At 44.3% G+C, this 26,401-nt stretch carries 30 protein-coding genes; 16 read left to right on the top strand and 14 right to left on the bottom strand.

Translation table 11 applies throughout. From position 1 onward, the window contains the following. Positions 1-74: 74 nt before the first annotated feature. The 4 genes from rpmH (at position 75) to tsaB (ending at position 1,613) form a co-directional block, all read left to right on the top strand. Positions 75-233 carry a 50S ribosomal protein L34 gene (gene rpmH / locus QEP07_RS05980; protein WP_013632808.1) on the top strand — a complete coding sequence of 53 codons (159 nt, stop codon included), beginning with the start codon at positions 75-77 and terminating at the stop codon, positions 231-233. A gap of 67 nt (positions 234-300) precedes the next feature. Beyond that, positions 301-684: a ribonuclease P protein component gene (rnpA, locus tag QEP07_RS05975; RefSeq protein WP_285009064.1), complete on the top strand. Its 384-nt coding sequence runs from the start codon at positions 301-303 to the stop codon at positions 682-684. Beyond that, the gene (gene yidD / locus QEP07_RS05970) at positions 665-898 is read left to right on the top strand and encodes a membrane protein insertion efficiency factor YidD (protein WP_285009063.1); all 234 of its coding nucleotides are present in this window, start codon (positions 665-667) and stop codon (positions 896-898) included. The genes rnpA and yidD overlap by 20 nt, the downstream gene beginning before the upstream one ends. 31 nt (positions 899-929) lie before the next feature. Next, positions 930-1,613, top strand: a complete 684-nt coding sequence (tsaB, locus tag QEP07_RS05965; RefSeq protein ID WP_285009062.1) for a tRNA (adenosine(37)-N6)-threonylcarbamoyltransferase complex dimerization subunit type 1 TsaB — start codon at positions 930-932, stop codon at positions 1,611-1,613. A 1-nt stretch (position 1,614) separates the two neighbouring features. Here tsaB and QEP07_RS05960 read toward each other — a convergent pair whose 3' ends face one another. Together QEP07_RS05960 and QEP07_RS05955 are read right to left on the bottom strand one after the other, a co-directional pair. Then, positions 1,615-3,018, bottom strand: a complete 1,404-nt coding sequence (locus tag QEP07_RS05960; RefSeq protein WP_285009061.1) for a DUF5723 family protein — start codon at positions 3,016-3,018, stop codon at positions 1,615-1,617. Position 3,019: 1 nt separating this feature from the next. After that, positions 3,020-4,591: a hypothetical protein gene (locus tag QEP07_RS05955; RefSeq protein WP_285009060.1), complete on the bottom strand. Its 1,572-nt coding sequence runs from the start codon at positions 4,589-4,591 to the stop codon at positions 3,020-3,022. A 59-nt stretch (positions 4,592-4,650) separates the two neighbouring features. Here QEP07_RS05955 and QEP07_RS05950 point away from each other — a divergent pair, with 59 nt between their 5' ends. From QEP07_RS05950 to QEP07_RS05940, 3 genes are read left to right on the top strand one after another with little or no spacing between them, the layout of a single operon-like run. Next, positions 4,651-5,043 carry a DUF423 domain-containing protein gene (locus QEP07_RS05950; protein ID WP_285009059.1) on the top strand — a complete coding sequence of 131 codons (393 nt, stop codon included), beginning with the start codon at positions 4,651-4,653 and terminating at the stop codon, positions 5,041-5,043. Continuing rightward, complete coding sequence (gene priA / locus QEP07_RS05945; protein ID WP_285009058.1) at positions 5,036-7,516, top strand: replication restart helicase PriA; 2,481 nt, start codon at positions 5,036-5,038, stop codon at positions 7,514-7,516. The genes QEP07_RS05950 and priA overlap by 8 nt, the downstream gene beginning before the upstream one ends. 56 nt (positions 7,517-7,572) lie before the next feature. Then, positions 7,573-8,229 carry a protein-L-isoaspartate(D-aspartate) O-methyltransferase gene (locus QEP07_RS05940; RefSeq protein WP_256004492.1) on the top strand — a complete coding sequence of 219 codons (657 nt, stop codon included), beginning with the start codon at positions 7,573-7,575 and terminating at the stop codon, positions 8,227-8,229. Here QEP07_RS05940 and smpB read toward each other — a convergent pair whose 3' ends face one another. Continuing rightward, entirely contained in the window at positions 8,230-8,682 is a 453-nt protein-coding gene (smpB, locus tag QEP07_RS05935; protein WP_256004495.1) for an SsrA-binding protein SmpB, read from the bottom strand. 23 nt (positions 8,683-8,705) lie between these two features. Further along, a complete protein-coding gene (locus QEP07_RS05930; RefSeq protein ID WP_285009057.1) occupies positions 8,706-10,571 on the bottom strand; it encodes an Nramp family divalent metal transporter in 1,866 nt (621 codons plus the stop codon). A gap of 152 nt (positions 10,572-10,723) precedes the next feature. On the opposite strand from QEP07_RS05930, the gene QEP07_RS05925 reads away from it, so the two are divergent. Further along, a complete protein-coding gene (locus QEP07_RS05925; protein ID WP_256004501.1) occupies positions 10,724-11,194 on the top strand; it encodes an Lrp/AsnC family transcriptional regulator in 471 nt (156 codons plus the stop codon). A gap of 2 nt (positions 11,195-11,196) precedes the next feature. Here the strand turns inward: QEP07_RS05925 and ung are convergent, their stop codons facing one another. Both ung and QEP07_RS05915 read right to left on the bottom strand, forming a co-directional pair. Then, a complete protein-coding gene (ung, locus tag QEP07_RS05920; protein ID WP_285009056.1) occupies positions 11,197-11,874 on the bottom strand; it encodes a uracil-DNA glycosylase in 678 nt (225 codons plus the stop codon). A 1-nt stretch (position 11,875) separates the two neighbouring features. Next, the gene (locus QEP07_RS05915) at positions 11,876-12,352 is read right to left on the bottom strand and encodes a thioredoxin family protein (RefSeq protein WP_285009055.1); all 477 of its coding nucleotides are present in this window, start codon (positions 12,350-12,352) and stop codon (positions 11,876-11,878) included. Between the two features lie 135 nt (positions 12,353-12,487). On the opposite strand from QEP07_RS05915, the gene QEP07_RS05910 reads away from it, so the two are divergent. Next, positions 12,488-13,027 (top strand): DUF2892 domain-containing protein, encoded by a 540-nt coding sequence (locus QEP07_RS05910; protein WP_285009054.1) that lies wholly within the window; start codon positions 12,488-12,490, stop codon positions 13,025-13,027. Positions 13,028-13,037: 10 nt separating this feature from the next. On the opposite strand, the gene QEP07_RS05905 is transcribed toward QEP07_RS05910, so the two are convergent. The 6 genes from QEP07_RS05905 to QEP07_RS05880 form a co-directional block, all read right to left on the bottom strand. After that, entirely contained in the window at positions 13,038-13,247 is a 210-nt protein-coding gene (locus tag QEP07_RS05905) for a hypothetical protein (protein ID WP_256004512.1), read from the bottom strand. An 85-nt stretch (positions 13,248-13,332) separates the two neighbouring features. Continuing rightward, positions 13,333-15,054 (bottom strand): lysine--tRNA ligase, encoded by a 1,722-nt coding sequence (lysS, locus tag QEP07_RS05900; protein WP_285009053.1) that lies wholly within the window; start codon positions 15,052-15,054, stop codon positions 13,333-13,335. A gap of 98 nt (positions 15,055-15,152) precedes the next feature. Continuing rightward, entirely contained in the window at positions 15,153-17,066 is a 1,914-nt protein-coding gene (locus QEP07_RS05895) for an AMP-dependent synthetase/ligase (protein ID WP_285009052.1), read from the bottom strand. Between the two features lie 126 nt (positions 17,067-17,192). Next, on the bottom strand, positions 17,193-17,519 hold the full coding sequence (locus QEP07_RS05890) for a HesB/IscA family protein (protein WP_256004518.1): 327 nt from the start codon (positions 17,517-17,519) through the stop codon (positions 17,193-17,195). Between the two features lie 41 nt (positions 17,520-17,560). Beyond that, a complete protein-coding gene (gene iscU, locus QEP07_RS05885) occupies positions 17,561-17,974 on the bottom strand; it encodes a Fe-S cluster assembly scaffold IscU (protein WP_256004520.1) in 414 nt (137 codons plus the stop codon). Between the two features lie 12 nt (positions 17,975-17,986). After that, on the bottom strand, positions 17,987-19,198 hold the full coding sequence (locus QEP07_RS05880) for an IscS subfamily cysteine desulfurase (RefSeq protein WP_285009051.1): 1,212 nt from the start codon (positions 19,196-19,198) through the stop codon (positions 17,987-17,989). Positions 19,199-19,319: 121 nt separating this feature from the next. Here QEP07_RS05880 and mce point away from each other — a divergent pair, with 121 nt between their 5' ends. From mce to QEP07_RS05845, 7 genes are all read left to right on the top strand, one after another. Then, complete coding sequence (mce, locus tag QEP07_RS05875; RefSeq protein ID WP_285009050.1) at positions 19,320-19,730, top strand: methylmalonyl-CoA epimerase; 411 nt, start codon at positions 19,320-19,322, stop codon at positions 19,728-19,730. A gap of 90 nt (positions 19,731-19,820) precedes the next feature. After that, complete coding sequence (locus QEP07_RS05870; RefSeq protein WP_256004529.1) at positions 19,821-20,069, top strand: type B 50S ribosomal protein L31; 249 nt, start codon at positions 19,821-19,823, stop codon at positions 20,067-20,069. Positions 20,070-20,137: 68 nt separating this feature from the next. Continuing rightward, entirely contained in the window at positions 20,138-21,313 is a 1,176-nt protein-coding gene (locus QEP07_RS05865; RefSeq protein WP_285009049.1) for a putative sugar nucleotidyl transferase, read from the top strand. A 32-nt stretch (positions 21,314-21,345) separates the two neighbouring features. Next, positions 21,346-22,107, top strand: coding sequence for a triose-phosphate isomerase (gene tpiA / locus QEP07_RS05860; protein ID WP_285009048.1), 762 nt, complete (start codon positions 21,346-21,348; stop codon positions 22,105-22,107). Continuing rightward, positions 22,107-22,946 carry a 50S ribosomal protein L11 methyltransferase gene (gene prmA, locus QEP07_RS05855; RefSeq protein ID WP_285009047.1) on the top strand — a complete coding sequence of 280 codons (840 nt, stop codon included), beginning with the start codon at positions 22,107-22,109 and terminating at the stop codon, positions 22,944-22,946. Before tpiA ends, prmA begins: the two co-directional genes overlap by 1 nt. A gap of 24 nt (positions 22,947-22,970) precedes the next feature. Then, positions 22,971-24,329, top strand: coding sequence for a UDP-N-acetylmuramate--L-alanine ligase (locus QEP07_RS05850; RefSeq protein WP_256004540.1), 1,359 nt, complete (start codon positions 22,971-22,973; stop codon positions 24,327-24,329). Between the two features lie 29 nt (positions 24,330-24,358). Next, positions 24,359-24,688, top strand: a complete 330-nt coding sequence (locus tag QEP07_RS05845; RefSeq protein WP_256004544.1) for a helix-turn-helix domain-containing protein — start codon at positions 24,359-24,361, stop codon at positions 24,686-24,688. Positions 24,689-24,691: 3 nt separating this feature from the next. On the opposite strand, the gene QEP07_RS05840 is transcribed toward QEP07_RS05845, so the two are convergent. Further along, positions 24,692-25,813, bottom strand: coding sequence for a GNAT family N-acetyltransferase (locus tag QEP07_RS05840; RefSeq protein ID WP_285010729.1), 1,122 nt, complete (start codon positions 25,811-25,813; stop codon positions 24,692-24,694). A 65-nt stretch (positions 25,814-25,878) separates the two neighbouring features. Further along, complete coding sequence (locus tag QEP07_RS05835; protein ID WP_256004547.1) at positions 25,879-26,013, bottom strand: hypothetical protein; 135 nt, start codon at positions 26,011-26,013, stop codon at positions 25,879-25,881. Between the last annotated feature and the right edge of the window lie 388 nt (positions 26,014-26,401).

Raw genomic sequence — 26,401 nt, 5'->3', positions numbered from 1 at the left:
CATTTGCAATTGGAAAATAATCAAACTATATTTGCACCTCTTATTTAAAAAATAGTCTAACATATAATACAGTTATGAAAAGAACATTCCAACCTTCGCAAAGAAAGAGAAGAAACAAACATGGCTTCCGCGAAAGAATGGCTACTGCAAACGGCAGAAGGGTATTGGCTTCTCGTCGTGCAAAAGGAAGAAAAAGATTGACAGTTTCCGACGAGCGTCGTCACAAAGCATAATTTTTGATTGCGGCAATCCTTTAAAGGATGTAAGCAGATCAGGATAGTCTGCAAATAAGCGATCAAAATGAACACATTTAGAAAAGAAGAACGGTTGTGCAGTAAGAAGTTAATTGACTTACTGTTTAAAAACGGTTCTTCTTTTTTGTTATATCCCTTTCGGGTTTCTTACCTGCTGGCAGATCAGGAAAGCAAATATCCCTGCCAGGTTCTAATTAATGTCTCCAAGAAAAGATATAAGCGGGCTGTCGACCGCAACCTGATCAAAAGGCGAAGCCGCGAGGCCTATCGCCTCAATAAAGCTGAACTGCTCTATCCGCAGCTTCAGGATCAGCCTAAATTATTATTAATATCGGTTCAATACATCGGAAAAACCATATACGACTTTGAAGTATTCGAGAAAAAGATGATCGGGGTTTTTAAACGTTTACATGATAAAGTTGATCAATAGCGTTGTAGGCTGGCTGTTTCTGATGCTGATAAAGCTTTATCAATGGCTGTTATCGCCACTTTTAGGTGCAAGCTGCCGCTTCACACCTACCTGCTCACAATATGGCATAGAGGCAATTAAAAAATACGGGCCTTTTAAGGGCGGATGGTTAACTTTGAAACGCATTGGCAGATGTCACCCCTGGGGAAAGCACGGGCACGATCCCGTTCCATGAGTGGTAAACTTTATACTATAATTTCGATCTGATGCCTACTATACTACAAATTGAAACAGCTACTCAGGTTTGCTCGGCGGCGGTATCCGTAAACGGACAAGCAGTTGCTTTGAAGGAACTGGCCGCAAATAACATCCACGCCTCCAGTCTAACAATATTCATACAGGAAGCGATGGACGCAGCAGGCCTGGCATTCGCCGATCTTGATGCAGTGGCAGTGAGCAAGGGCCCAGGTTCTTACACTGGTTTACGCATTGGCGTGTCTACCGCCAAAGGTCTGTGCTTTGCGCTGGATAAGCCGCTTATTGGCATAGATACCCTAAAAATGATGGCGGCTGGTTTTTTGGCAGAACAACCAGACTACCAGGGACTGATCTGCCCGATGATCGACGCACGCAGGATGGAGGTTTTTACGGCCTTGTTTGATTCTTCCCTGCAGGAGGCAGAGCCGGTACTTGCGCGGATTATAGATGAGGAGAGTTACCGGGTGCTGTTGGAGACACAAAACATTGCTTTTATAGGCGATGGTGCCGCCAAGTGTGCAGACGTCATCCAGCATCAGAACGCTGACTTTCATTTGCGTAACTATAATTCGGCCGCTGGAATGAGCGGATTAGCTAATGAGGCTTTTTTAGCTGGAGCATTTGAAGATGTAGCTTATTTTGAACCCTTCTATCTGAAAGACTTCGTGGTAACCGCGCCGAAAAAGAGATAGACTAACGTCTTCTGATGTTTTCTATACCGGGCATGGTGCTGCTGTTTTGCGGGTGTTCTACCGTGCGACCGAACTTGATGCTCAATCCCATATAGATTGAGGCGTTTAACGGACCCCTGTTTTCGTTGAGCGTGGCCTTGATGGCGCCCGGGATATCAGAACTTGTTTTAAACAGGTTATCGGATCCCACAAAGGCTTCAAAGTTTGCCGTTTTATAGAGGCCTTGAATACCAAGCGACGTAAAATTATTAAAGTTGTATGCCGGTATCAGTGAAAGGGCAAAGTCGTTGTATTGGAACTTGTTGACCCAGGCAGCATCACCACCTTTATGGAAAAGGTTCTTAGATGCAATGATTCCGGGCGTATAGCTAAATCGCCCATAGCCAAGCCAGAATGGCTTCGAAATCATAAAATCGGCCCGGGCGTTGGTAGGGGTGTAATGTCGTTTTCGTTTGTGCACATCAATGACAACATCAGTGATCTTGTTTTCAATATCGCGTGCAGTGTTCGTTGCGGTGTCTATGAGCAGCAGTTTATCGAAGTTGGCGGTAACCGAGCTTCGCGACCATCGGATCAGGCCGAGATCTTTGATGTTGCCCATGATGAAAACGCCGTTTTTGGCGGTATAGGTTGTTCCCAGACTAATCGACGCGCCAGGGCTCTTAAACGTCGGTACAAGTGTTTTTTTGCTTACTTCGTCCCAGTACAGGAAACTTCCCTGATAGATTCCCCGCAGTCTGACCACAATGGTATCGCTGTCGCCTAAAGTTGCAAAGCCCGATTCCTGAATGTTCAGCTTATTATGCGAGATGCCGCTTAAAAGACTTAGTTTAATGCCAAAGGCCAATCGTTTGGTGTAGTTTTCGCGGTAGCTGAGACTAAACTGGTGGTAAGACTGCAACCAGCCTTTGTTGTTAAAGGCATCATCGAAATTTTTAATTCCGCTGTTTTTTAGTCGCCTGTAATTTTCAAGAACAGCAAGTGTTTCGTTTGTGTAGTCTAGTTGCCCGTCGGTTTTTACTTGCCAGGACAAGCCGATTTCTTTGTGGTATTTATAGGAATGAAATATTTTTAGGGTGGCCAGATAGATATTGCTGCTCTGGACGCCGGTGTTCATCTCTCCGGTACCAAGAGGTATATTAGAGGTGTCATACAGACCGGTGTTGATCAGCTCCCTGAAGAAGGTTTCGTTACCACGGTTCTGAAACTTTAAACCGAAATAAGGCAGGAAAAAATTGGATGCAAACTTGCGGGAAGAATCAAGCTTAAAGGTCTTTTGTGCAGGGTTCTCGAAGCCGTCGAATAATGTTCCGGTGCCAAACAGACCATATTGCTGCGCGCGCAAAGAGCAGGATAAAAGAAGAAGAAGCGAGGTTTGGACGAACACCTTGGTCATACGAAACATACTATGGTGTTAAAGCTAAGGAATTTTGACTAAGACTGTCTGCCGGAGCTTTTTTTGTCATCAGTACGTTCGTTTGGTATTTCCCGTTTTCGCCGCTCATCTGCCATATAAAGGCGTTGAAATCTTTCATGCTTTCCTGACGCAAGTGCTTATAATAAGGAAGATAGATATTTCTCAGCATAATCCTTGAAGAGTTATCAAGATCGGAATAGAACATGATAGACGAGCTGTTGGGCAACTGATTTATCGCGGCCAGGTAGTTGGGGCGGTTGATGAGCAAACGGTTGTTCCTGTAGTTGTTCAGGAAAACCTGGACCGTACTGGCGTAGTTCGCGAAAATCAGGTAATTGTCAACTATTGTATAGTATGGTCGCCTGAAATTTTTGAAGGGCTCGCCAAAAAAAGAAAAAAGCAGATCAGACTCTTTGAAGATGCGGATGTCGTCGCTGTGTTCTGCACTCAGATCGAGTAAAAGCTGGCCCAGTTTTTCCCCATTGCTCAATGCTATGGCGCCAAGTTTCTCTGAAGTACTTAGCTGGAAGGTGATCAGTTGGTTGGTGAAATATCTCGGAAAGGTCTGTTCCAGGTCGAGATGGTATTTCTCGCTGATTTGCGCAGTGAGGTCGAGCGCAGTTTTTCCTTTGCTCGTGCCAGTTAGCCACTTGTTTAGCTCCTCTCGCCACCTGCCATATTGCAGTATGGTGTACACGATGTAATTGGCCGTATTTTCCGGTAGTATGTTTGTGATCGTCACCTTTTGTGGTTCATGCCGGTATAAGGCATAGTAGCTATCGCGTCCGTTAACCTGAGTACTGCCATTCAACAACAATTTCTCTGCGCTATAGTTATAAATAAGCGAGGTGTAGGCGTCCATATGGTTGAGTACGGCAAGTTCTCCGCTTAGGTTTCCAGGCATGGTCGACTTAAGCACAGCGGGTAACTGGTTAAAATTGATATGCACTTCGGCCAGGCTGTTTTTTGAGATCCGGCTTGTCGACCTGATATAAGCCCCAAATGGGTTGTCTTTTTCCAGAGTTCTGCTCAGCGCCTGGTTCAGTACTGCGGAAGAGGGAGAAAGGAACAGAAGGTTTTCGCGCAGGGTTAGGTAACAGGTGAGTGTGTCCGACAGATTTAGTTTGTACCGGTCTTTTTCCAGGGTAAGGTTGATTTTGCCACCTAGTTCGCTTATTACCTGAGTCAGGTTGCTTTCGCTGTTTATCTGCGTAACATATAGGAAGGTCAGGTTTTTTTTCTCAGGAATCAGACCGATATAGATATTCTGTTTGTCGACAGCCTGAACTGCTGCCTGCGACTGTATGAGCATGTTTCCGACCGACTTGAGCTCGTTGTATTTGTCTGACCCCAGCACTTGCTGCAGGATGGGCTGGTCGCCCAGGATGTCGGTACTGCTTTTATCGTTCTGGAAACATAACACCAAGGCGGCATGCTGCGATATGGCGTAAAGGCTGCCGTCACTATTCTTCTTGTCGGCATTTAACGCGGAAAAATAGAAGTAAGCCATTGCGACAATGGCCGTTAGTAACAGTAATATCAGGATTAGAATCTTTTTCATTTGCTGTATACGCAAACTTAGCTAAAACTGAGTAATTTTGTTCGACAAAAGCTTTTATAATGAATAAGCAAATCCTGGTTGCCGCATCCTTATTAGGCGCATTGAGCGTAGTTCTTGGTGCTTTTGGGGCTCACGGACTCAGAAGCTTGATCAGCGAAGCGGAATTAGCTACCTGGGCAAAGGCTGTTGAGTATCAGTTTTATCACACACTGGTATTATTGTTTCTTTCGAAATCTGGCAACCGGAGTACCCTTGTCAGGTGGTGTTACCGTTGCTTTGTATCTGGTATCGTACTTTTTTCAGGATCGCTGTACCTGCTTGCCACACGCAGTGCTACCGGGTTCGCGTTCGCATCATATTTGGGTCCGGTTACACCGATCGGGGGTGTACTGCTGATTGTCGGCTGGTTGATGCTTTTTCTATCTGCGTTGAAAACGTCGGCCGATGCTTGATCTCATTAACAGTGATTTTGAAGAGCAAGAAACACTTTTCATAGAGGTTATACTGCCGCTTTCACTGTCTATTAATTATACCTACCGTGTGCCCTTTGATCTGAATGATCAAGTGGCGGTGGGTAAGCGGGTGGTGGTGCAGTTTGGCAAAAACCGGATATATACTGCATTGGTTAAGCGCATAGGGCATAGGGCGCCGGATGTATACGAAGCGAAGTATATTATTGATGTGGTAGATCAGCATCCAATCATTACTCCCGAACAATTACGTCTGTGGGACTGGATAGCCGGCTATTACCTCTGCAATGAGGGAGACGTGATGGCGGCCGCTTTGCCGACAGGCCTGAAGCTTGCCAGCGAGACCGTTATCGTACTGAAAGAGGATGCTGAATGGGGGAATGAACTGCTTAACGAGAAGGAGCAGGTACTTTTGCAGGCCCTGCGGGGGCGGGCGCGGCTTACGGTCGACGATATCTCTGCTTTGCTTGGTCAGAGAAAAGTTTATCCCATCATCAATTCGCTGCTGTCTAAAGACCTCATTTACATTGCTGAGGAGGTTTTAGAAAAATATAAGCCACTTTACAGATCGTTCGTTACTTTGAATTCTTTTTATAAAGACGAGGCGCATCTGAAAGAACTCTTTACCATTCTGGAGCGGGCACCTAAACAATTAAATGCATTGCTGGCCTATATCAAACTTAGCAGAAGCCAGGATGGGATACCTAAGCACCAGTTGCTGGAGGAGAGTGGCTGCGGGGAGGCTGCACTGAAAACTATGGTGCAAAAGGAGATTTTCGTTGTTGAAAAGCGGGCTGTAAGCAGGCTAAGGGAGGGGGGCGACGACTTTGTGTTGAATTTCGAGCTGAGCGAAGCGCAAAAGCAGGCCCTGGAGGCGGTCGAGGTCTCCATGTTGACGAAGGAAGTGGTGTTGCTTCACGGGATCACTTCGTCGGGAAAAACTCAGGTGTACATCAAGCTGATCGAAAATGCTATCGAACGCGGTGGTCAGGCCTTGATCCTGTTGCCCGAGATAGCGCTGACAACACAGATTGTAGAGCGAATCCAGCGTTACTTTGGCGACGCGATAGGGGTTTACCACTCTAAATTTAATAATAACGAGCGTGTAGAGATATGGAATAAGGTGCTGAACGGCCAGTATCGTGTGGTGCTCGGAGCGCGCTCTGCGGTATTTCTTCCATTTACGGAGCTGAAGTTGATTATTGTGGACGAGGAACATGAGTCGTCTTATAAGCAACATGATCCTTCGCCTCGGTACCAGGCCAGGGATGTAGCCATTTACCTCGGTCACCTGCACCAGGCTAAAGTGCTTTTGGGTTCGGCTACGCCATCCATCGAAAGCTATTACAACGCTTTGGAGGGCAAGTATGGGCTGGTAAAACTGAAGAGCCGTTTTGGCGGGGTACAGCTACCGTTGCAGGAGGTGATCAGCATCTCTGAAGAAACCAAGCGCAAAAAGATGGTGTCCTATTTTACCAGTAAACTGGTAGACGAGATGGCCGAAGCACTGGAACGTAAGGAGCAGGTGATCCTGTTTCAAAACAGGCGTGGTTATGCCACCATCCTGATTTGTGCGACCTGCGGATATGCGCCTAAGTGTGTAAACTGTGATGTCTCCCTCACCTTTCATAAAACGAGTGGTAAACTGCACTGTCACTATTGCGGCTATTACCAGAGCAGCGTAAATATTTGTCCCGCCTGCGGCTCTGTGCATATTGAGCAAAAAGGTTTTGGGACGGAGCGTATTGAGGAGGAGCTGAGTCTGATCTTTCCTGAGGCTCGCATTGCAAGGCTTGATGTGGACGCCGCGCGTACCAAGAATGGTTTACAAAAGATCATCTCTTCTTTTCAGGAAAAGAAAACGGATATCCTGATCGGGACACAAATGGTGGCAAAGGGACTCGACTTTGACGGCGTAACGCTGATTGGCGTAATCAACGCCGACACCTTGCTGAACTATCCTGATTTCAGGGCTTTTGAGCGAAGTTACCAGTTGCTTGCCCAGGTTGCCGGACGAGCGGGCCGCAGGGATAAGCAGGGTAAGGTGATCATTCAGGCGTATAACGATAAGCACCGCGTGCTGAACCAGGTGAGAGAAAACCGCTACGAGGAGATGTACGAGGATGAGATGGCTGAGCGGTTTCAGTTTAACTACCCGCCATTTTGCAGGTTGATTTTCGTGACCATAAGACATAAAGACGCGGATGTGCTCAATGCCGCCTCGCAGCATTTTGCCGTGATGCTACGGGCGCGCCTGGGCAATATGGTGCTTGGTCCGGAACAGCCACTTGTGGCTCGTGTCAGGAACTATTATATCAAACAGGTCATCATCAAGATCGATAAGCAAACCTCTATCTCGAGAACCAAGACACTGCTTACAGAGGTTTTAACAGAATTTCAGGTCGACGGCAAATTTAAAGGTATTCTCTTCCAGACAGATGTAGATCCGTATTAAGGTATGGGGTAGATTGGCCTCAGGGTGTCGATAAAAATCGGTATTTTTGGAGTGCAATGGCTTATAAATTTGTCGATAATTACAGAGAAAGAGGTGCCCGGAAAAAGTTGGTGTCGCACCTTGAGGCAAGAGGAATTACCGATAAGAAAGTACTCGCAGCGATAGGAAAAGTGCCCAGGCATTTCTTTTTTGACGAGACTTTCTGGAACCAGGCTTACAAGGATATTGCGTTTCCGATAGGTGACGGGCAAACCATTTCGCAGCCGTATACGGTGGCTTATCAGAGCGAACTTCTTCATATAAAAAAAGGCGATAAGGTACTTGAGATCGGAACCGGTTCAGGGTATCAGACCTGTATATTGATGGAACTTGGTGCTGAGGTTTATACGATTGAGCGGCAGGAAAACATTTTTAAGCATACCATACGCGTGCTGCCTGGTATGGGATATAAAGCGAATTTTTTCTTTGGCGATGGTTCTAAGGGTATTCCTGAACACGCTCCGTATAATAAGATCATTGTAACTGCAGGCGCTCCCTTTGTTCCGGAAATCATGCTGAAGCAACTTAAGGTGGGCGGTATCCTGGTGATACCGGTAGGCGATGAACATGCGCAGAAGATGGTGACCGTAATACGGGTGAGCGAGACGGAATATGACCGGATTGAACTGGATACCTTCCGGTTTGTGCCTCTCGTTGGCGATCAGGCCTGGTAATCAGAACTTCATTGCACGGTCAAGTTCGCGTTTAGATTCACGTTCTTTAATGGTGTCGCGCTTGTCATATTCTTTTTTACCCTGTGCCAGCGCTATTTCAATTTTCGCAAAACCCCTGTCGTTAGTGTATATGCGCAGCGGTACAATGGTATATCCTTTTTCCTCGCTTTTTTGCTTCAACTTTTTGAGTTCTTTTTTATGTAGCAATAATACGCGGTCGCGCTTGATATCGTGATGATGAAAGGAGCTGTGGCTATATTCAGAGATGTGCAGGTTACGGACATAAAGGGTGTTGCCGATGAACATACAAAATGCGTCAGACATATTCGCTTTGCCTTGTCTGATCGCCTTTATCTCTGTCCCTAATAGGGCAATACCAGCCTGGTAATTCTCTACAATGTGGTAATCAAAATATGCTCGCTTGTTCTTTATCTGAATGTCGTTCGTTTTCATAAGATCAATCAAATATCCTGATTTTATCTTACAATGAGTACAGGAATGGTGACTTTATGACGTACGGCGTTAAGCGTGGTTCCAAGGATAATGTCTTTTATTCCGCGGTGACCGTGGGCCCCCATGACGAGCAGTTCCAGTTTATTGGCCTTACTGATGTCAACAATCTCCTTTACTGCGGCCCCGTAACCGATGTGAATGCTAGCCTGGTACCCGAGCTTCATCACGTCAAGCCTGTATTTCTCAAGATTCTCTGCATCACTTTGTGTCTCATTGTCGAGCGCCGAGTCGCCGTGATAACGCGCCGCTGCGGTTTCCACTACGTGGATGAAGTGGTAATGAGCATCTTTTCCGCCTTGCATTAAAGCATGTCTTATCGTGTTCCTGTCGTATTTTGAAAAGTCCACAGTTACGCCAATGCGCTTATAGTTGATTTTTTCAATTTCTTTTATAGCAATGGCGTCGCCATGTGGGGCAGTTCCTGACGGTACACTGCGTTTATTTATCAGCGGATAGATAAAAATAAATAGCAAGAGCAAACCGATGGCTATAGTAACCGGTAAGACGATCCAATAAATATACCATTCGCCTTCGCCCGCCCAGGAGATGATTTCTTCGGCAACCAGTTTAACGTTCAGCGCTACGATGACGGCCGAACTGATCCATGCGAGTGCCTTAACCCATGGCTTAATGGCGAAACCTTTCATCGCGGTCTTATCAGACGTAAAGTGAATGAGCGGTATAACGGCAAAGCCTAACTGTAAACTGAGGACTACCTGGCTCAGGATAAGCAGGCCTCCAAGTGCGTCTTCCCCGAAATATAGGATCGTAAAAAATGCAGGTGCAATGGCCAGCATTCTGGTGATGAGCCTGCGCATCCAAGGCTGAATGCGAAGTTTCAGGTGGCCCTCCATAACAATTTGTCCGGCAAGGGTACCGGTTACCGTAGAACTTTGCCCGGCGGCAATCAGTGCAATTGCAAACAACGCCGGGGCAGTGTCTCCAAATATATTCTGCAGTAGTTTATGAGCATCCTGGATCTCGGCAACTTCGTGCATGCCATTTTTGAAAAAGGCGGTGGCGGCAAGGATAAGTATTGCTGCGTTCACAAAGAAGGCGAGGTTGAGCGCTACGGCAGTATCAATGAAATTGAATTTGAGTGCTTCTTTGATACCGTTCGTATCCCGTTCAAATTTCCTTGTCTGCACCAGCGAAGAGTGGAGATAAAGATTATGGGGCATAACGGTGGCTCCGATAATACCTATGGCGATATATAGCGCGTCGCCCGACAGCATAGAGGGCTCAAAGCCTCTAGCGATATCACCCAGCGCGGGTTTTACAATGAACATCTCAGCCAGGAACGAGATGCCTACAATGAACACCATGGAAACGATAAAGGCTTCCATTTTTCTCATGCCTTTATTCATCAGGAAAAGGAGGAGGACAGTGTCAAATATCGTAATCGATATCCCCCAGATAAGCGGCAGGCCAAACAAAAGGTTCAAGCCGATGGCCATGCCAATAATTTCGGCGAGATCGCAGGCGATGATGGCTGTTTGGGCTAAAATGAATAAAGGTGTATTGATCCAGCGGGGATAGCCTTTCCGCGAGGCCTGTGCGAGGTCCAGGCCACGCACAATACCCAGGCGGGCGCTGAGTGACTGTAATAGAAGCGCAATCAGGTTCGACATTAAAAGCACCCAAATCAGGCTGTAGCCGAACTTGCTACCGCCTGCGATGTCGGTAGCCCAGTTGCCCGGATCCATATACCCTACGCTGACGAGGTAAGCGGGGCCAAGAAAGGAGAAAATCCGCCGCCAGCCGGTGCGTCTTCCCGTCTCCACACTCTGGTGCACCTCACTTAATGATTCGTTGTTTTGTGCTGACACAAGTAAATTGTAATTAGGCGTTGCTATCTTATTTTGTTAGACAAATCTAAAAATTATCCTATGAAATATCATGGAAATTATGATAATCATTTTAGAATTAAATTTGGTCTCAATGTCACGTTGTTCTATCTTTGAGCTATCACAATAAAATTATGGCAGTGGAACTTGATAAGACTGATTTTAAGATTCTTAAGTTACTTCAGGAAAATGGGCGAATTACGAATTTGCTGTTGTCCCAGGAAATTGGCTTATCTCCCGCACCAACTTTGGAACGTGTCCGTAAACTAGAGCAGTCCGGCTATATCAAAAGCTATCATGCTTTGGTAGACGAGGAAAAGCTGGGTCTGGGTATCAAAACGTTCATCCAGATTCAGCTGGATTTTCATAAGAACAACACGATCCAGATTTTTCTTGATGAGGTCAATCAGATCAAAGAAATTACGGAATGCCATCATGTCACCGGACAGGCTGACTTCCTGCTAAAGGTTTACGTAAACGATATCAAAGCGTATGAGCGACTGATTATGGATAAGATCAGTAAGATATCCGTTGTTAAGACTTTCCAGACCATGATGATCATGTCTACCACGAAAAAGGAACCTATTGTTCCTTTGGCGTATTAAGCTTAGGTGATTTGCCAGTCGACAGGGGATTTTCCACTGTCGGATAAAATGCTGTTTGCTTTTGAAAAGTGCCTGCATCCTAGAAAGCCGCTGTGGGCCGAGAATGGTGAGGGATGCGCAGCGGTAAGAATGCTGTGTCTGCTTGGGTCTATGAGCGCGGCTTTGTTTTGTGCAAAGCGGCCCCATAGCATAAACACGATGCCTTCGCGCCCGGCAGAAAGTTTTGAAATGACGGTGTCTGTAAATATTTCCCAGCCCTTACCCTGATGCGATCCCGGTTCATGGGCTCTAACGGTCAGCGTAGCATTTAGCAGAAGAACGCCTTCATCCGCCCATTTCGTAAGTTCTCCATGGGCGGGGATTTGGAAGCCCTCTATATCCTCGCTTAGTTCTTTATAGATATTTCGTAATGACGGCGGTGTTGCTACTCCTTTCTGAACCGAGAATGAAAGTCCATGAGCCTGTCCCGGTCCGTGATAAGGGTCCTGTCCGATTAAAACCACCTTTACCGCATGGAAGGGGGTGTGGTTAAGCGCATTAAAAATATCTTTCCCTTTGGGATATATGGTTTTTCCGCTCGCTTTTTCCTCCGCAAGGAAGGTTTTAAGATCAGCCATATATGGCTTGCTGAACTCCTCTTCGAGGACATTCAGCCAGCTGCTTTCTAGGTTTACTGCCATGTTATTTCTCTAAGACCAAATTTAGCAAGTCTTTTTCCAGGGTGACATGTGGTGTTTCTACAATTCTGCCGAGCTCCTTTTTTGTATCGTCGTAGACAATGAATGTAGGGACACGTTTGATATCGAGGTTGTTTAGCAGACCTGAGCTGGCTTTTTTAGACCCGTCTACACATATAATCGTGAGACGTTTTTCATCAAATCCCAGCAAATCCAAAATCTTAAAGAAACGGGGAACCTGCAACTTGCTGTCGCCACACCACGTACCCATAACAAGGGTAATATGTGTGTCATTTAACCGTGATCGTAATCCCGAAAGAATTAGCGAGTCTGGTAGGTAAGCGGAGTATTCTGCGTCATATCGCTCTCTCATGTCCGGAAAATTGGCGACGCTGTCTCTGGTGCATAAGTCGATAAGGATCTGTCTGCCGAGCGGTTCATTGTAGACTGCTTTGTTAATGGTTTGTGCTCCCAGGCTCATAAAGGTAAATAATAGGCATAAAGTAAAGACATATTTCATTGCAGATACGGCATTTTTCCGGCATGTTTAAATTACAAATTAAATCTGCTTTTAGTAATATAAACACGATATTTGCAAAATAATATTACAAGGTATATGCCAAACATAATTCGACTGATTTTAGGGTTTGTGGCCTTAGGGGCTTCTGTGACGTTAATGGTTTTTAGTTTCTGGGGTTGGGGTATATTAGGTATATTATTGAGTATTCTCATTTTTGTGACGTATTTTTTCAATGAGAAAATGCTTTTGGCACAATGGTTCCTTAGAAAGGATAATCTGGATAAAGCTGAAGTTTTTCTTCGCCGTATTAAAAATTATGAGAGGGAGCTCATACGAGTACAGCATGGTTATTATAATCTTTTGATCGGGCTTATTGAATCCAGAAGGGCGCCTATGCAGTCGGAAAAATATTTTAAGAAGTCCCTCTCGCTCGGACTGCACATGGATCATAATGTCGCATTGGCAAAGCTGAGTCTGGCTGGGATTGCCATGGCAAAGCGCAATAAACGTGAGGCGCAGATGTATCTGAGTGAAGCCAAGAAAGCTGATAAAAATAAACTCCTGGCAGATCAGATCAAGCAGATGAAAGATCAGCTGGGTATGTTGGACAGACAGCAGCAGATCAGGTACAGATAAGCTGATGGAATTATTTCTCGCTTAGTCTGTCGTAATTTTCTGGTCCGTCAAAATCGGATACCCGGCTTACGATGTCTTCATCGTAAAGTTCCTGTTTCTTCTGGAAAAATAGTCTTTCAGATTGAATTCTTTTGATCAGCTGGCGTATTAGCGTAAGATCAAACTCTTCTTTGCTAAGTTTTATGCAGTATTCGCTTTCGTTGATTTCAAGTGTGGACATAATCGTTATATTTTATTCGCAGTAAAACTAAAAAAGCCTGCTAACAATTTTGCTAGCAGGCTTTTATGTAATTGTTAAACTTTTGTTAACTGAACCAGGCTGTTACTTCGTCCTTAGTTGGCATGACGAGGTCAAGTTTTAGTTTTTTTCGCATTCCTCCAAGATCATTAAACACTTTGTTAGGGTTTGCGGACCTGAGGTCTTCGATAGTATTGAAACCCATCTTGCGGATAGCCTCAACCCATTCTGCCGGAATCCCGGCCTCAACAAAATCCTGGTCGGAAGTTACTTTGGCTTTCTTTTCCGGCCTCATCTGCGGGAAGAACAAGACTTCCTGAATGGTCGACTGATTGGTCATTAACATCACTAACCTGTCTATACCGATACCAAGACCTGATGTTGGTGGCATGCCATATTCAAGCGCACGAACAAAATCTTCGTCCATGGCCATGGCCTCGTCGTCGCCCCGTTCTGCGAGTTTCAGTTGTTCCACCAGGCGCTCCCTTTGATCAATGGCGTCATTAAGTTCCGAATAGGCATTAGCGATTTCCTTACCGTTTACGAAAAGTTCAAATCGTTCTACCAAGCCTTCCTTGCTTCTGTGCTTCTTTGCCAATGGGGTCATCTCAATCGGATAGTCGGTGATATAAGTAGGCTGAATAAGGTTTGCTTCCACTTTTTCACTAAACAGCTCATCAATCAGTTTGCCTCGTCCCATCGTTGCATCAATCTCAACACCAAGTTTCCCGCACACAGCCTTCAGTTCGTCTTCCGTCATCTCGGAGACGTCAATTCCAGCGTATTTCTCGATGGATTCGTACATGGTAAGCTTCTCGTAGGGGCCTTCAAAGTTGATCTCGTGTTGACCAACTTTTACTACCGACGTGCCATGTATAGCAAGTGCCACCTTTTCAAGGCAGGTCTCTACCATATCCATCATCCATATATAGTCCTTATAGGCCACATAGATCTCCATAGCCGTGAATTCCGGGTTATGGGTACGGTCCATGCCCTCGTTACGGAACATTTTGCCGAATTCGTATACACCGTCAAATCCGGCCACAATCAGGCGTTTCAGATACAGCTCATTAGCGATACGCAGATATAGAGGCATGTCCAGCGTATTATGGTGTGTAGCAAAAGGCCGGGCTGCTGCACCCCCGTGTATGGGCTGTAAAATCGGCGTCTCAACCTCCATCCAGCCCTGGCTGTCGAAGAAATTACGCATAGTATTAATCACCTTGGAGCGATTAATGAAGATTTGTTTAAAATGGGGGTTAACAGTAAGGTCAACATACCGCTGTCTGTACCGCAGCTCAGGATCTGTAAAGCCGTCGTAAACATGTCCTTCCTCATCCCTTTTCACGACAGGCAAAGGTTTCAGAGACTTTGACAACAGTTTCATAGAAGTTACATGTACCGATATCTCACCAGTTTGGGTAGTGAACACAAAGCCCTGTATACCGATAAAATCCCCGATATCCATGAGTTTCTTAAAGACGGTATTGTATAAAGTCTTATCCTCTTGGGGGCACAGGTCGTCGCGTCGCAAATAAAGCTGCACCCGGCCAGTGGAGTCCTGAAGTTCTACGAACGATGCATTTCCCATGATCCGGCGCGACATGATCCTGCCAGCAAGTGTAATGTTCTTATAGGCCGTTTTGTCCCGTTCGTAATTGGCAAGTATATCTGCGGCGTTCGCATTTATCTCAAATGCTTCGGCGGGGTAGGGGTTAATGCCTAGCTCACGGAGCTGGCTCAATGAACTTCTGCGTAGAAGCTCAAGTTCTGACAATCCTGTACTCATATTTTTTATATAAGGCGAGGCCTTATAGCTACTTGTATATAATAAAAATTATGCGAAAATACGCATTTGCCAGAATTTTCGATGCATGATAACAAAGATCAGGTCAGATCGCTGGTTTCCGCATACATCTGATTGATGACCGCCGAATAGCGTGTTTCAATTACTTTTCGCTTGGCTTTCAGAGTGGGGGTGATTTCGCCCTCGTCTATACTGAACGGCGTGCGTTTAATCTTGAAACGTTTGATCTGTTCAAATTTTGCAAGCTCGGCAGAAAGTGCTTTGATATCTTTAGCAATCCAGCTGATGATTTCATGGTCGTCGATAAACTGGTCGGGCTGCTGAAAGAATGACTCACTAAGCCCGAACTGCTCTTGCAGATTTTCCTTGTTTGGAATTATTATCGCAGTCAGATACTCGCGTTTGTCGCCAATAAGAAATAACTGGTCTATTTTCAGACTCTTTAAATAGATGTTTTCCACTGGAGTGGGGTATACGTTTTTCCCGTAAGCGTTCACGATCATATTTTTCAGACGATCGGTGATTTGCAAGTTTCCTTTATAAAAGCGGCCTATGTCTCCTGTATGAAACCAATTGTCCTTATCGATAGCCTGCGCCGTTTCTGCGGGCTTATTAAAATAACCTTGCATTACACAATGTCCACGAACAATAATTTCCCCTTCCGCGCACTCGTAACTTTCGTTGAAATTATGATGTGTTTGAATGCTGACTATCTTTTTTGACTCAACGTCCTGTATGCCTACCTCTATGCCCGGTATGACGCGTCCTACGGTGCCGTATACCTGACGGTGATATTCCGTAACGGCCATCACGGGTGATGTCTCCGTAAGTCCAAAGCCCTCGAGGATCTTGATGCCCAGATTTCCGAAAAATTCTCCAACGTTTCTTGGAAGTGCAGCGCCTCCGGAGATCATGAACTTTAATCTTCCTCCTGTTTTTTCCTTTATTTTACTGAAAACCAACCGCTCGGCTAAGGCTTTCTTTGCTGACAAGATAGGGCCGGTGCTCTTGCCATTTGCTCTGGACTGTCGGTATTGTTGCCCCGTTTCCAGTGCCCAGATAAAGATTTTGGCCTTAAATCCGCCCCCGGCTGTTCCGCTCTTAATGGCCTTGTCATGGATCTTTTCCAGTAGTCTTGGGACGCAATTCATCACTGTAGGCTTCACCTCCGCCATATTACGGGCAAGCAGCTCAAGGCTTTCTGCAAAGGCGATCTTGCATCCCTGAGCACAGCAGACGTGATAAGTTGCGGTTCGTTCAAACACGTGCGACAGAGGGAGGAAAGAAAGAAACGTCTCGGTTTCATCTATGACAGGGATCTGCTCCAGACATACCTTGACGTTCTCCACAAAGTTGTAGTGGGAAAGCATTACACCTTTTGGTGTACCCGTGGTGCCAGAGGTATAGATAAGTGATGAGATATCGGCGGGCTGAATAGTCTCCCGAAGCTTTTCAATCGCAGCTTTCTCGGAAGGCAGCAACGCTTCCTTCGTTTGAAGTATGTGCTTAAGCGGAATGACCTCCGCAGATAAGTCGTCCGGAACCGCTACTTTGTCATACTCATCAAAAGCCGGTATGATATATTGAAGGCGTTTACATCCTCCTGCTATCTTTAGGATCTTTCGGAACAGAAAGGCATTGCCAATCAGTATCGCCCTGATGCCCGAATCGTTTATGATATATTCTACTTCCTGTGCTGCTAGTGTAGGATAGATCGATACATTGATAGCTCCAATTTGCTGAATACCTTGATCGTAATAAACATATTCCGGCGAGTTTTCAATCATAAGACCCATTCGATCTCCCTTATTTATCCCTTTTTCCAAGAAATATGCTGATATCGCATCGGCTCTGGAAAGCGTCTGCTCATAGGTAATCTCATTCCACTTGCCATCCTCTTTTTCGAGGAGAAAAGTGGCTGAAGGGTTGTGAATATTTTTTACAACATTACGAAGCAGACTAGGTATAGTGGAAAGCTCGTCAAACGATAGCATAGTGTTTTTGGTTAGTTAGCGAGGCACAATGATAAAAGTTTACAATAATAAATGCAATTCGGGTCAATTTGTTTGCCATAAAAAAAGGGTGCCTTCCAGCACCCTTTTCTTTCGCATTTTTTCAAGCTATACAGAGAAACTCTCTCCGCAGCCACAAGAACGGCTGGCATTCGGATTGTTAAAATTAAACCCTTTGCCATTCAGCCCGTCCGAAAAATCAAGTTCCGTACCCGCCAGATATAGGAAAGATTTCATATCTAAAGCAATCTTGATACCCTTGTCTTCAAAAAACTGGTCGCCCGTTTTTTCTTCGTTGTCAAAATCCAGGTTATAAGACAAACCCGAGCAGCCTCCGCCTTTAACAGAGACCCGTAAAAAGTAGCTGTTATCCAGCGCTGAATCTTGCATCAGATGGTCAATCTTACTTTTCGCTTTATCGGTGATCGTAATCATAAATCTAAAAATTATACCTTGCTGGACTAATTACTTATTGATTAGTGGTGAGATTTAGCAAGTTCGATTGGCTCCAAGCCATTTTTTACACGATAGTCATTAATGGCGGATTTGATCGCATCTTCTGCCAGTACCGAACAGTGAATCTTCACAGGAGGTAAAGCGAGCTCTTCCACAATATCCATATTGTCGATAGCCAATGCTTCGTCTACCGTTTTCCCCTTTAACCACTCTGTGGCTAGCGAGGAAGAAGCAATCGCTGATCCGCAACCAAATGTCTTGAACTTCGCGTCAGTAATAACGTTGTTCTCGTTCACTTCAATTTGTAAACGCATAACGTCTCCGCACTCAGGAGCCCCAACCAGGCCGGTCCCTACAGATTTACTGTCTTTATTTAAAGTACCAACGTTTCTTGGGTTGGTATAATGTTCCATTACTTTTTCTGAGTATGCCATAATATTAGTTTTTTAGTGTTCTGCCCACTCGATTTTACTTAAATCAATTCCTTCCTTAAACATTTCCCATAGTGGTGAAAGGTTTCTCAGATGGTTAACAGCGTTTTTGGTGTTTTCTATTGCGTAATCAATTTCCTCCTCTGTAGTAAACCGCCCCAGTCCGAATCTTATCGAAGAATGTGCCAGATCGTCTGAAAGGCCCAGGCTTTTTAAAACATAAGACGGTTCTAAGGAAGCTGAAGTACATGCTGAGCCCGAAGAAACAGCCAGATCTTTCATCGCCATCATTAAACCTTCTCCTTCGACATATTTAAACGATATATTAGACACATGTGGCAAACGATGCTGCACATTTCCGTTTACATAGCTTTCTTCAAGCTCCGTAAGGGAACGCTCAAGTTTGTCGCGCAATGCTGACAGACGCTGTGCTTCCTGATCCATTTCCAGCCGGCACAGCTCACAAGCTTTGCCTAATCCCACAATGCCGGGTACATTTAATGTTCCTGAGCGCATTCCACGTTCATGACCGCCGCCATCCATTTGTGCTGTTACCTTAACCCTCGGGTTTTTGCGGCGTACATATAATGCGCCCACACCTTTAGGTCCGTACATTTTATGGGCCGAAAATGCCATAAGGTCAATGCCATCTTCATTTACGTTTACAGGAATTTTACCAACAGTCTGTGTAGCGTCGGTCATGAAAAGGGCGCCATGGCTGTGTGCGATAGCTGCAATTTCCTTAATTGGTTGAATAACGCCAATCTCGTTATTTCCATACATAATCGTAACCAGGATGGTTTGTTCGGTCATTGCAGCCTCAAGTTCCTGAAGATCAATAAGGCCATCTTCCTTAACTTTAAGATAAGTGACCCGCGCACCTACTTTTTCGAGGTGTTTACAGGTATCTAGAACCGCTTTATGTTCTGTGGTCGCCGTAATAATATGGTTACCCTTATCCTGGTACATTTCAAACACTCCCTTTATGCCAAGGTTGTCTGCTTCGGTAGCGCCGGATGTAAATATGATTTCTTTCTCTGTACAGCCAATCAGTTTAGCAACCTGCTCACGGGCATAGTCTACTGCCTCTTCTGCAACCCAGCCGAAAGCGTGATTGCGGCTTGCCGCATTGCCAAATTTATTTGTGAAGTAGGGTAACATTGCTTCTAAAACTCTCGGATCGAGAGGTGTCGTGGCATTATTATCCAGGTAAATAGGAAGTTCCATGTGTTATATATGCTTAATGATATACAAATGTACGAAAAAAGAATGCCAATAATTATAAATAATAGCTATGAGAGTATAACTGAAAACTGCATTTTTACATTTAAATAACGTACCTAATGCTATGAAAAGGATTGAACACATAGGGATTGCTGTAAAAGATATGGAAGCGTCGTGCATGGTATATGAAAAGCTGCTGGGTGTGTCATGCTATAAACGGGAAACCGTAGATAGTGAAGGAGTTAACACCGCATTTTTTAAAGTCGGTGCAAACAAGATAGAATTGTTATCTGCCACGAGTGCGGATAGCGCAATCAAGAAATTTTTAGACAAGCGTGGTGAAGGTATTCATCATATAGCTTTCGATGTAGACGATATAACGCTGGAAATGGACCGTCTTAATAAGGAAGGATTTGTGTTGCTTAACGAAAAGCCAAAAAAAGGTGCGGACGGGAAACTGATCTGCTTTGTGCACCCTAAAGATACAAACGGTGTGTTAATAGAGCTATGTCAGGACATCAGAGTGGAGATATAGCGTTTTGTCTGATTTGTATTTGTAAATTCAAAATAAAAAAAGGATATTTGCAAACTTAAAATAAGCGACTAACAAGTACATAACAATAATATGAAAAAAGATCTGCATCCATCAAACTATAGATTTGTTGTATTCAAAGATATGTCTAACGACTATGCTTTTTTAACTAAGTCTTGTGTAGATACTAAAGAAACAATTCAATGGGAAGACGGAAATGAATATCCACTTTATAAATTGGAGATTTCCCATACTTCACACCCATTTTATACTGGTAAAATGAAGCTTGTTGATACGGCTGGCCGTATCGATAAATTCAAAACCCGTTACGCCAAGAAATAATATATTTCTGTTAAAGTTTTTGAAGTCCCGTGGCTGTTGCTACGGGACTTTTTTTATTTTTGCGTCTTATGACGATCAATCTTTTTGACGATGACTCGTGGCAGTCCCTACGTCCACTAACCTTTACCAGACCAGTGGGAGATCTCAGGGTAGGAATTCTGACGATCGCTGAAAAGTGGCAAAAGCACCTCAAGGTGCGGGAGTTTGGCTTTGTCACGCAAAACTACCTCTCTGTCAAGTTTCCAAAGAAAATGCAGGGAATGCTGTTTATCAATGGATCGATATGTCCTGATGAGCGGCTGCTTGACTCAGTTCAGGCTCTTGAAGCAGGGGAAGCGCTTGTCAAAGGTGATATTATCCTTGCTTATTGCTCAGAAGGAGAGTTAACTGTTGCTGATCTTCAAAACAGATTTCACAAAATCAGTTATCCTGGTGATTTCATCAGGATCGTGTACCCTGAAGATGTTTTCAAATATAATGATACAGAGCTTAGAAGGGATTTTTCTCTTCTAACCGCAGGCCGCACATCTTTGGCACTGAGCTCTACAAATACCATTATAGGCGAAGACTTTTTTGCAGAAGAGGGGGCGGAAGCAGAGTGCGCGACTTTCAATACGAGAAGCGGCCCGGTTTACCTAGGGTACAATGCTCAGGTATGGGAAGGGAGCAATATCAAAGGTTCCTTTGCCTTGTGTGATAATTCTCAGGTGAAGATGGGCGCCAAAATTTACGGCCAAACTACTATTGGTCCTGGCAGCCGTGTAGGCGGGGAAATAAATAACGCTGTTATCTGGGGGCATTCTTCAAAAGGACACGATGGGTATTTGGGTAATGCGGTGATGGGTGAATGGTGTAATATTGGCGCCGATACCAATAACTCAAACTTGAAAAACAATTATGCAGAGGTAAGATTATGGGACTACGAACGCCAATCCTTCCGAAAGACGGGGCTGCAGTTCTGCGGTCTGATTATGGCAGATCATGCTAAGTGTGGTATCAATACCATGTTTAACACAGGAACTGTGGTTGGTGTTGGTGCTAACGTATTTGGTGCAGGATTCCCCAGAAATTTTGTAGCAGATTTCGCTTGGGGCGGAGCGCATGGCTTTGAAGTATATGCATTAAACAAGATGTTTGAGACCGCTGAAAAGGTTTATGCACGCAGGAATATGGATTTTGGTCAGATAGATAAGGATATTCTGTCTGAGATTTTTGAGAACACAAATGTATACCGCAGGTTCTGATATCTGGGTAGGAAATATATAATCAATCAATTATGAGAAAGAAAATTGTAGCTGGAAACTGGAAAATGAACCTTGGGTATGAAGAAGGTGTATCTTTGTTTTCCGAAATTGTCAACATGGTCAGAGATGAAAAAAAGGGAGATCAGCAGGCCATAATTTGTGCACCATTTATTCATCTGAACAGTCTTGTTCAGCTCGGAAATTCCATTGTTGCTATAGGTGCCCAAAATTGCCATCAGAATGAGAGTGGCGCTTATACCGGTGAAATATCTGCCAAAATGATCAGTTCGGTGGGCGCCGAATATGTTATTGTCGGTCACTCAGAAAGACGTCAGTACTTCTCGGAAGATAATCAGCTTCTGGCTGCAAAAACTGTAGTAGTACTTGAGAACGATCTCACGCCTATTTTCTGCATCGGGGAAACGCTTGATGAGAGAAATAACGGCAGTTATTTTGACGTCCTGAAAACTCAGCTTGAAGAGGGGATTTTTAATCTTTCAACTGAGCAATTTTCCAAACTCGTTATTGCTTATGAGCCGGTTTGGGCAATAGGCACAGGGCTTACCGCTACATCTGAACAGGCGCAGGAAGTTCACGCCTTCATCAGGCAACAAATCGCGGCAAAATACGATGCAGCAGTGGCAGAAAATACGACCATTCTTTACGGTGGCAGTTGCAATCCGAAAAATGCTGCAGATCTTTTTGCACAGCCCGACATTGATGGTGGTTTAATTGGTGGTGCTTCACTAAAATCCAGAGACTTCGTGGATATCGTTAAAACATTCAACAGCTGATGCAATATATACAAGTCGACTTCACTTTCTGTGGGATTGAAGAGTACCAGAAGGACTTGTTAATAGCGGAACTCGCCGACACCGGGTTTAATACTTTTGAAGATACTCCTGAAGGGTTCTCTGGATTTATTAATAAATCGGATTTTCAAGAAGATCAACTCAGAGAGGTGCTGGAAACATTAGAAGAAGGCATCGAGTATGCATATTCCGTCCAGGAGGTAGAGGCTGAAAACTGGAACGAAACCTGGGAGAAGAATTTTGAGCCATTGACCATAGCCGGCCAGTGTTATGTGCGTGCAACTTTTCATGAGCCTCATCCGGAGTATCAATATGAAATAGTCATCGATCCCAAGATGGCTTTTGGAACCGGCCATCACCAGACCACGACCATGATGATGGAATACCTGCTCACACAAGACCTGCGCGACAAGTCGGTGCTTGATATGGGGTGTGGCACAGGGATCTTGGCGATTTTGTCTGCCAAGTTAGGGGCGGGCTCTCTTGTTGCTATTGACAACGATGAGATTTGCTATTTGAGCACTATAGAAAATGCGGGTTTGAATAATATAGGGGGTGTTGAGGCGATCTGCGGAAGTAAGGAGCAGATTCCCGACCGGTTTTTTGATGTGATTCTGGCAAATATTAATCGCAATATTCTCCTCGATCAGATATCATCTTATGAAAGGGCTCTTAAACCAGGAGGCAGTATATTCTTCAGTGGCTTTTATGAATTGCCGGACCTGCAGATGATCATAGAAGCTTGTACTGCTTCCGGCATAGCCTACGTAGATCATAAAAAGAACGGGGAATGGGTGGCTGCTCATTTTAAAAAGGCGTAATTTAGCATCAGTAAACTCTAGAATATGCGGATACACTTCATTGCAATAGGTGGTAGTGCCATGCACAACCTTGCGATAGCACTTCATAAAAAGGGATATCAGGTAACAGGCTCTGATGACATGATATTTGAACCTTCAGCAAGTCGCCTTGAAAGGCATGGAATTTTTCCGGACAGGCTGGGCTGGGATCCGACGCTTATCACGAACGATATCGATGCGATAATTCTTGGTATGCATGCTCTGGAAGACAATCCCGAGCTAGTCCGTGCGCGCGAACTTGGTTTAAATATCTATTCCTATCCAGCGTATATCTATGAGCAGACAAAGGATAAGCTGCGGGTAGTCGTAGGAGGTAGTCATGGTAAAACCACGATTACTTCGATGATATTACATGTGCTAAACTATTATAAGCGAGAATTTGACTACCTCGTTGGTGCCCAACTTACCGGATTTGATACTATGGTTGGGCTCACTGAGTCAGCGCCGATAGTCATTATAGAAGGAGATGAATATCTGGCATCGCCGATAGACAGGCGTCCTAAGTTCCATCTCTATAAGGCTAATATAGCTGTTATTAGCGGTATAGCATGGGACCACATTAATGTGTTCCCTACGTATGCGGATTATGTTCGCCAGTTTGAAATATTTATAGAGACCATAGAGCCGGATGGTACACTGATTTACTGTGAGTCGGATACCGATTTGAAGCGTATCGCTGAAAATTCACAGTATCATATAAAAAAGATCCCTTACGAGGTTCCTCCTCACAAGATCACCGGGGGTATCACCTACTTAATGCCCGGACGTACGCCATTGAAGATTTTCGGCAACCACAATCTCATGAACCTGAATGCGGCCAGAATTGTGTGTGAGCAGCTCGGAATTGACGCAGCTGATTTCAATTCGGCAATCCAGTCATTCACCGGCGCGGCCAAGAGGCTTGAGCCGTTGCGTAATGAGGAGGGAACCGCCGTCTTCAAAGATTTTGCCCATTCGCCTTCGAAACTTAAAGCAACAATTGAAGCTGTAAAAGCACAATTTACTGAAAGGAGATTGGTAGCCTGTATCGAACTGCATACCTATAGTAGTTTGAATAAAGCATTCCTCAAGCAATATGCTGATAGTATGATTGGCGCCGACATTCAGGTTGTATTTATTGATAGAGAAATCTTTAAGCACAAAAACATGGAGCCATTTACCGAGACAGATGTGCAGACGGCTTTTAATAGTGACAGGATTATATTTTTTGATCGTGCAGAGGCCCTTATGAGTTACCTACTTGGTATAAATTTTTATCAAGCGAATCTCCTTTTGATGAGTTCGGGGAATTTTTCGGGCATAAATCTGGAAGAGTTGGCACGTGACTTGACCGTGAATCCCTAGCTCGCAGTACACTGACAAACATAACAGCAATGAATTTTATTGGTAAGAACATTAGGCGCTTGCGTCAAAGAAAGGGTTGGAGTCAGGGAGATGTAGCCCGGCAATTGAAAATATCAATTCCCGCCTTTTCTAAGATAGAAACCGGAATAACGGACATCAACGTTTCCAGACTGGCTCAGATTGCTGAATTATTTGAGGTCTCGACCGTGGAAATTATCTCAAAGGAAGACGAAAATCCGCACGCGGAACATGCCGCGGAGATCGGTACGCTCAAGGCAAAACTAACGCAACGGGAAGAAGAGATTATAAGGCTACAAAAGAAAATTATTGACCTTTACGAAGAGATTCGGGAAAAATAGTCCTTAGCGAAAACGTTTACGCAGCGTAAGGTGTCGTTTTCCCAGTACGGCACCTGTCGCTTCATGTATCGCGAGCATCTTGTCATTAAAGTCTCCCACCCATGATAATTCCAGTTCATCGTACTGGTTTTTTGGCAGTACGTATTCCTTCAGCTTGATAAAGAGTGCAGATTCAAGCCCGTGCTTTTGGAAAGCTTGCTTTGTGCCCATCACAACAGCTCTCATTCTCTTCACACCTCTTATTTTTCGGTATATAAATTTCAACATTCCCCCAAGACCCATTTTTCCATTTAATCCACGTATCATTTGGTTGGCATCGGGGATGATGACGATAAATGAAGCGGGCTCATTGTTTACATAAGCAAACCAGATTAGCTTTTCATCCATAATCAGCTTCATCTTTTCGAAAGATTCCTCCAATGTCTCCCGCTTAATAGGCACGAAATTCTCAAAGTCGCGCCAAGCATCATTGTAAATCTCCATCAGGTCGTTTACATATTTTAAGGGATTCTTTTTGGAGAAATGTTCAAATCTGTACCCTGGTTTGGCAGCTACCCAATTCGCAATTTTCGTGAAGCGCTCAGGAAAAGGTTTTCTTACAGCAAGATGATTTGTAATCTGTTCATATTCGGTTTCAAAACCGTAGTCAATAAAAAACTGGTGATAGTAGGGAGGGTGGTAATTCATTCCGTAGGATGGGGGAGTAAATCCTTCTACCAGGAGTCCCCAAAAAGAATCATTTTCCCCAAAATTGATAGGGCCGATCATGGCCTGCATGCCATGGTTATGTAGCCAGTCCCTGGCTTGATCGAAAAGCTTAAAAGCAGCTTTCCTGTCGTCAACACATTCAAAAAAGCCCATACCGCCCGTCGGCACATCGTACTGGTAGGCTTTCTTTTCATTTATAAATGCGGCTATCCTGCCGATTATTTTGCCCGAACTATCAGCCAGTATCCAGCGTTCACATTTGCCATGGCCGAAAAAAGGATTCTTTTGTTCGTCAAAGACTGCTTCTATATCCCTGTCTAGCGGACATATCCAGTTTTCGTCGTTTCTATATATCCATCTGGCTACGTCAAGGAATTGTTGTTTTGTGTGCCGGTCTGTAACTTGTATGAGCTCCATCATCAATTGGTGTAAAATAAAAAGCATCCCTTGAGGGATGCTTTACAGGTATCTAGATATAAATATTAATAGTCATCATCATCATCATCCGAGCCAAAGCTGTCGTAGCTGTCAAGGTCATCTAAAGGCATATCGAAATCTTCGTCATCATCATCATCGTAGGCCCGGCCAAGACTGAGTTCTTCATGTGAATTTTCCATCTCTGCATCTGAATCGGTTGATGGATTTTTCTTGATTGGTTTCTTCGGAGTTTTCATTACAAAATACTATTCCCTGTGTTTATTCTTTTAAAATTACAAAAATCCTGATTAATAAAGAACGGTCTTTTTCGGATCTTTTAATACTTCAAAAATAAAACAAAAATCCATGGGCTGTAACATTTATTGCAAAATAGCGGTAGATGCCGAAGTTGGAATATGCAAAAAAAAAATGGTAAAGCTTTAGACTTTACCATTTTTAACACACAAATGAAACCTGAATTGAGATATATTTAGGTTAGGTAAAATATCTTTGATCAATTCTATAAGAACGCATTTACAAACTCTGTTTGTTATAATATCTATGACAATGTTAATGCAAAAAATAACA

The sequence above is a fragment of the Pedobacter faecalis genome (assembly GCF_030182585.1).
In the GTDB taxonomy this organism is placed as follows: domain Bacteria; phylum Bacteroidota; class Bacteroidia; order Sphingobacteriales; family Sphingobacteriaceae; genus Pedobacter; species Pedobacter faecalis.
This window is presented reverse-complemented; position numbering and strand designations above follow the sequence as displayed.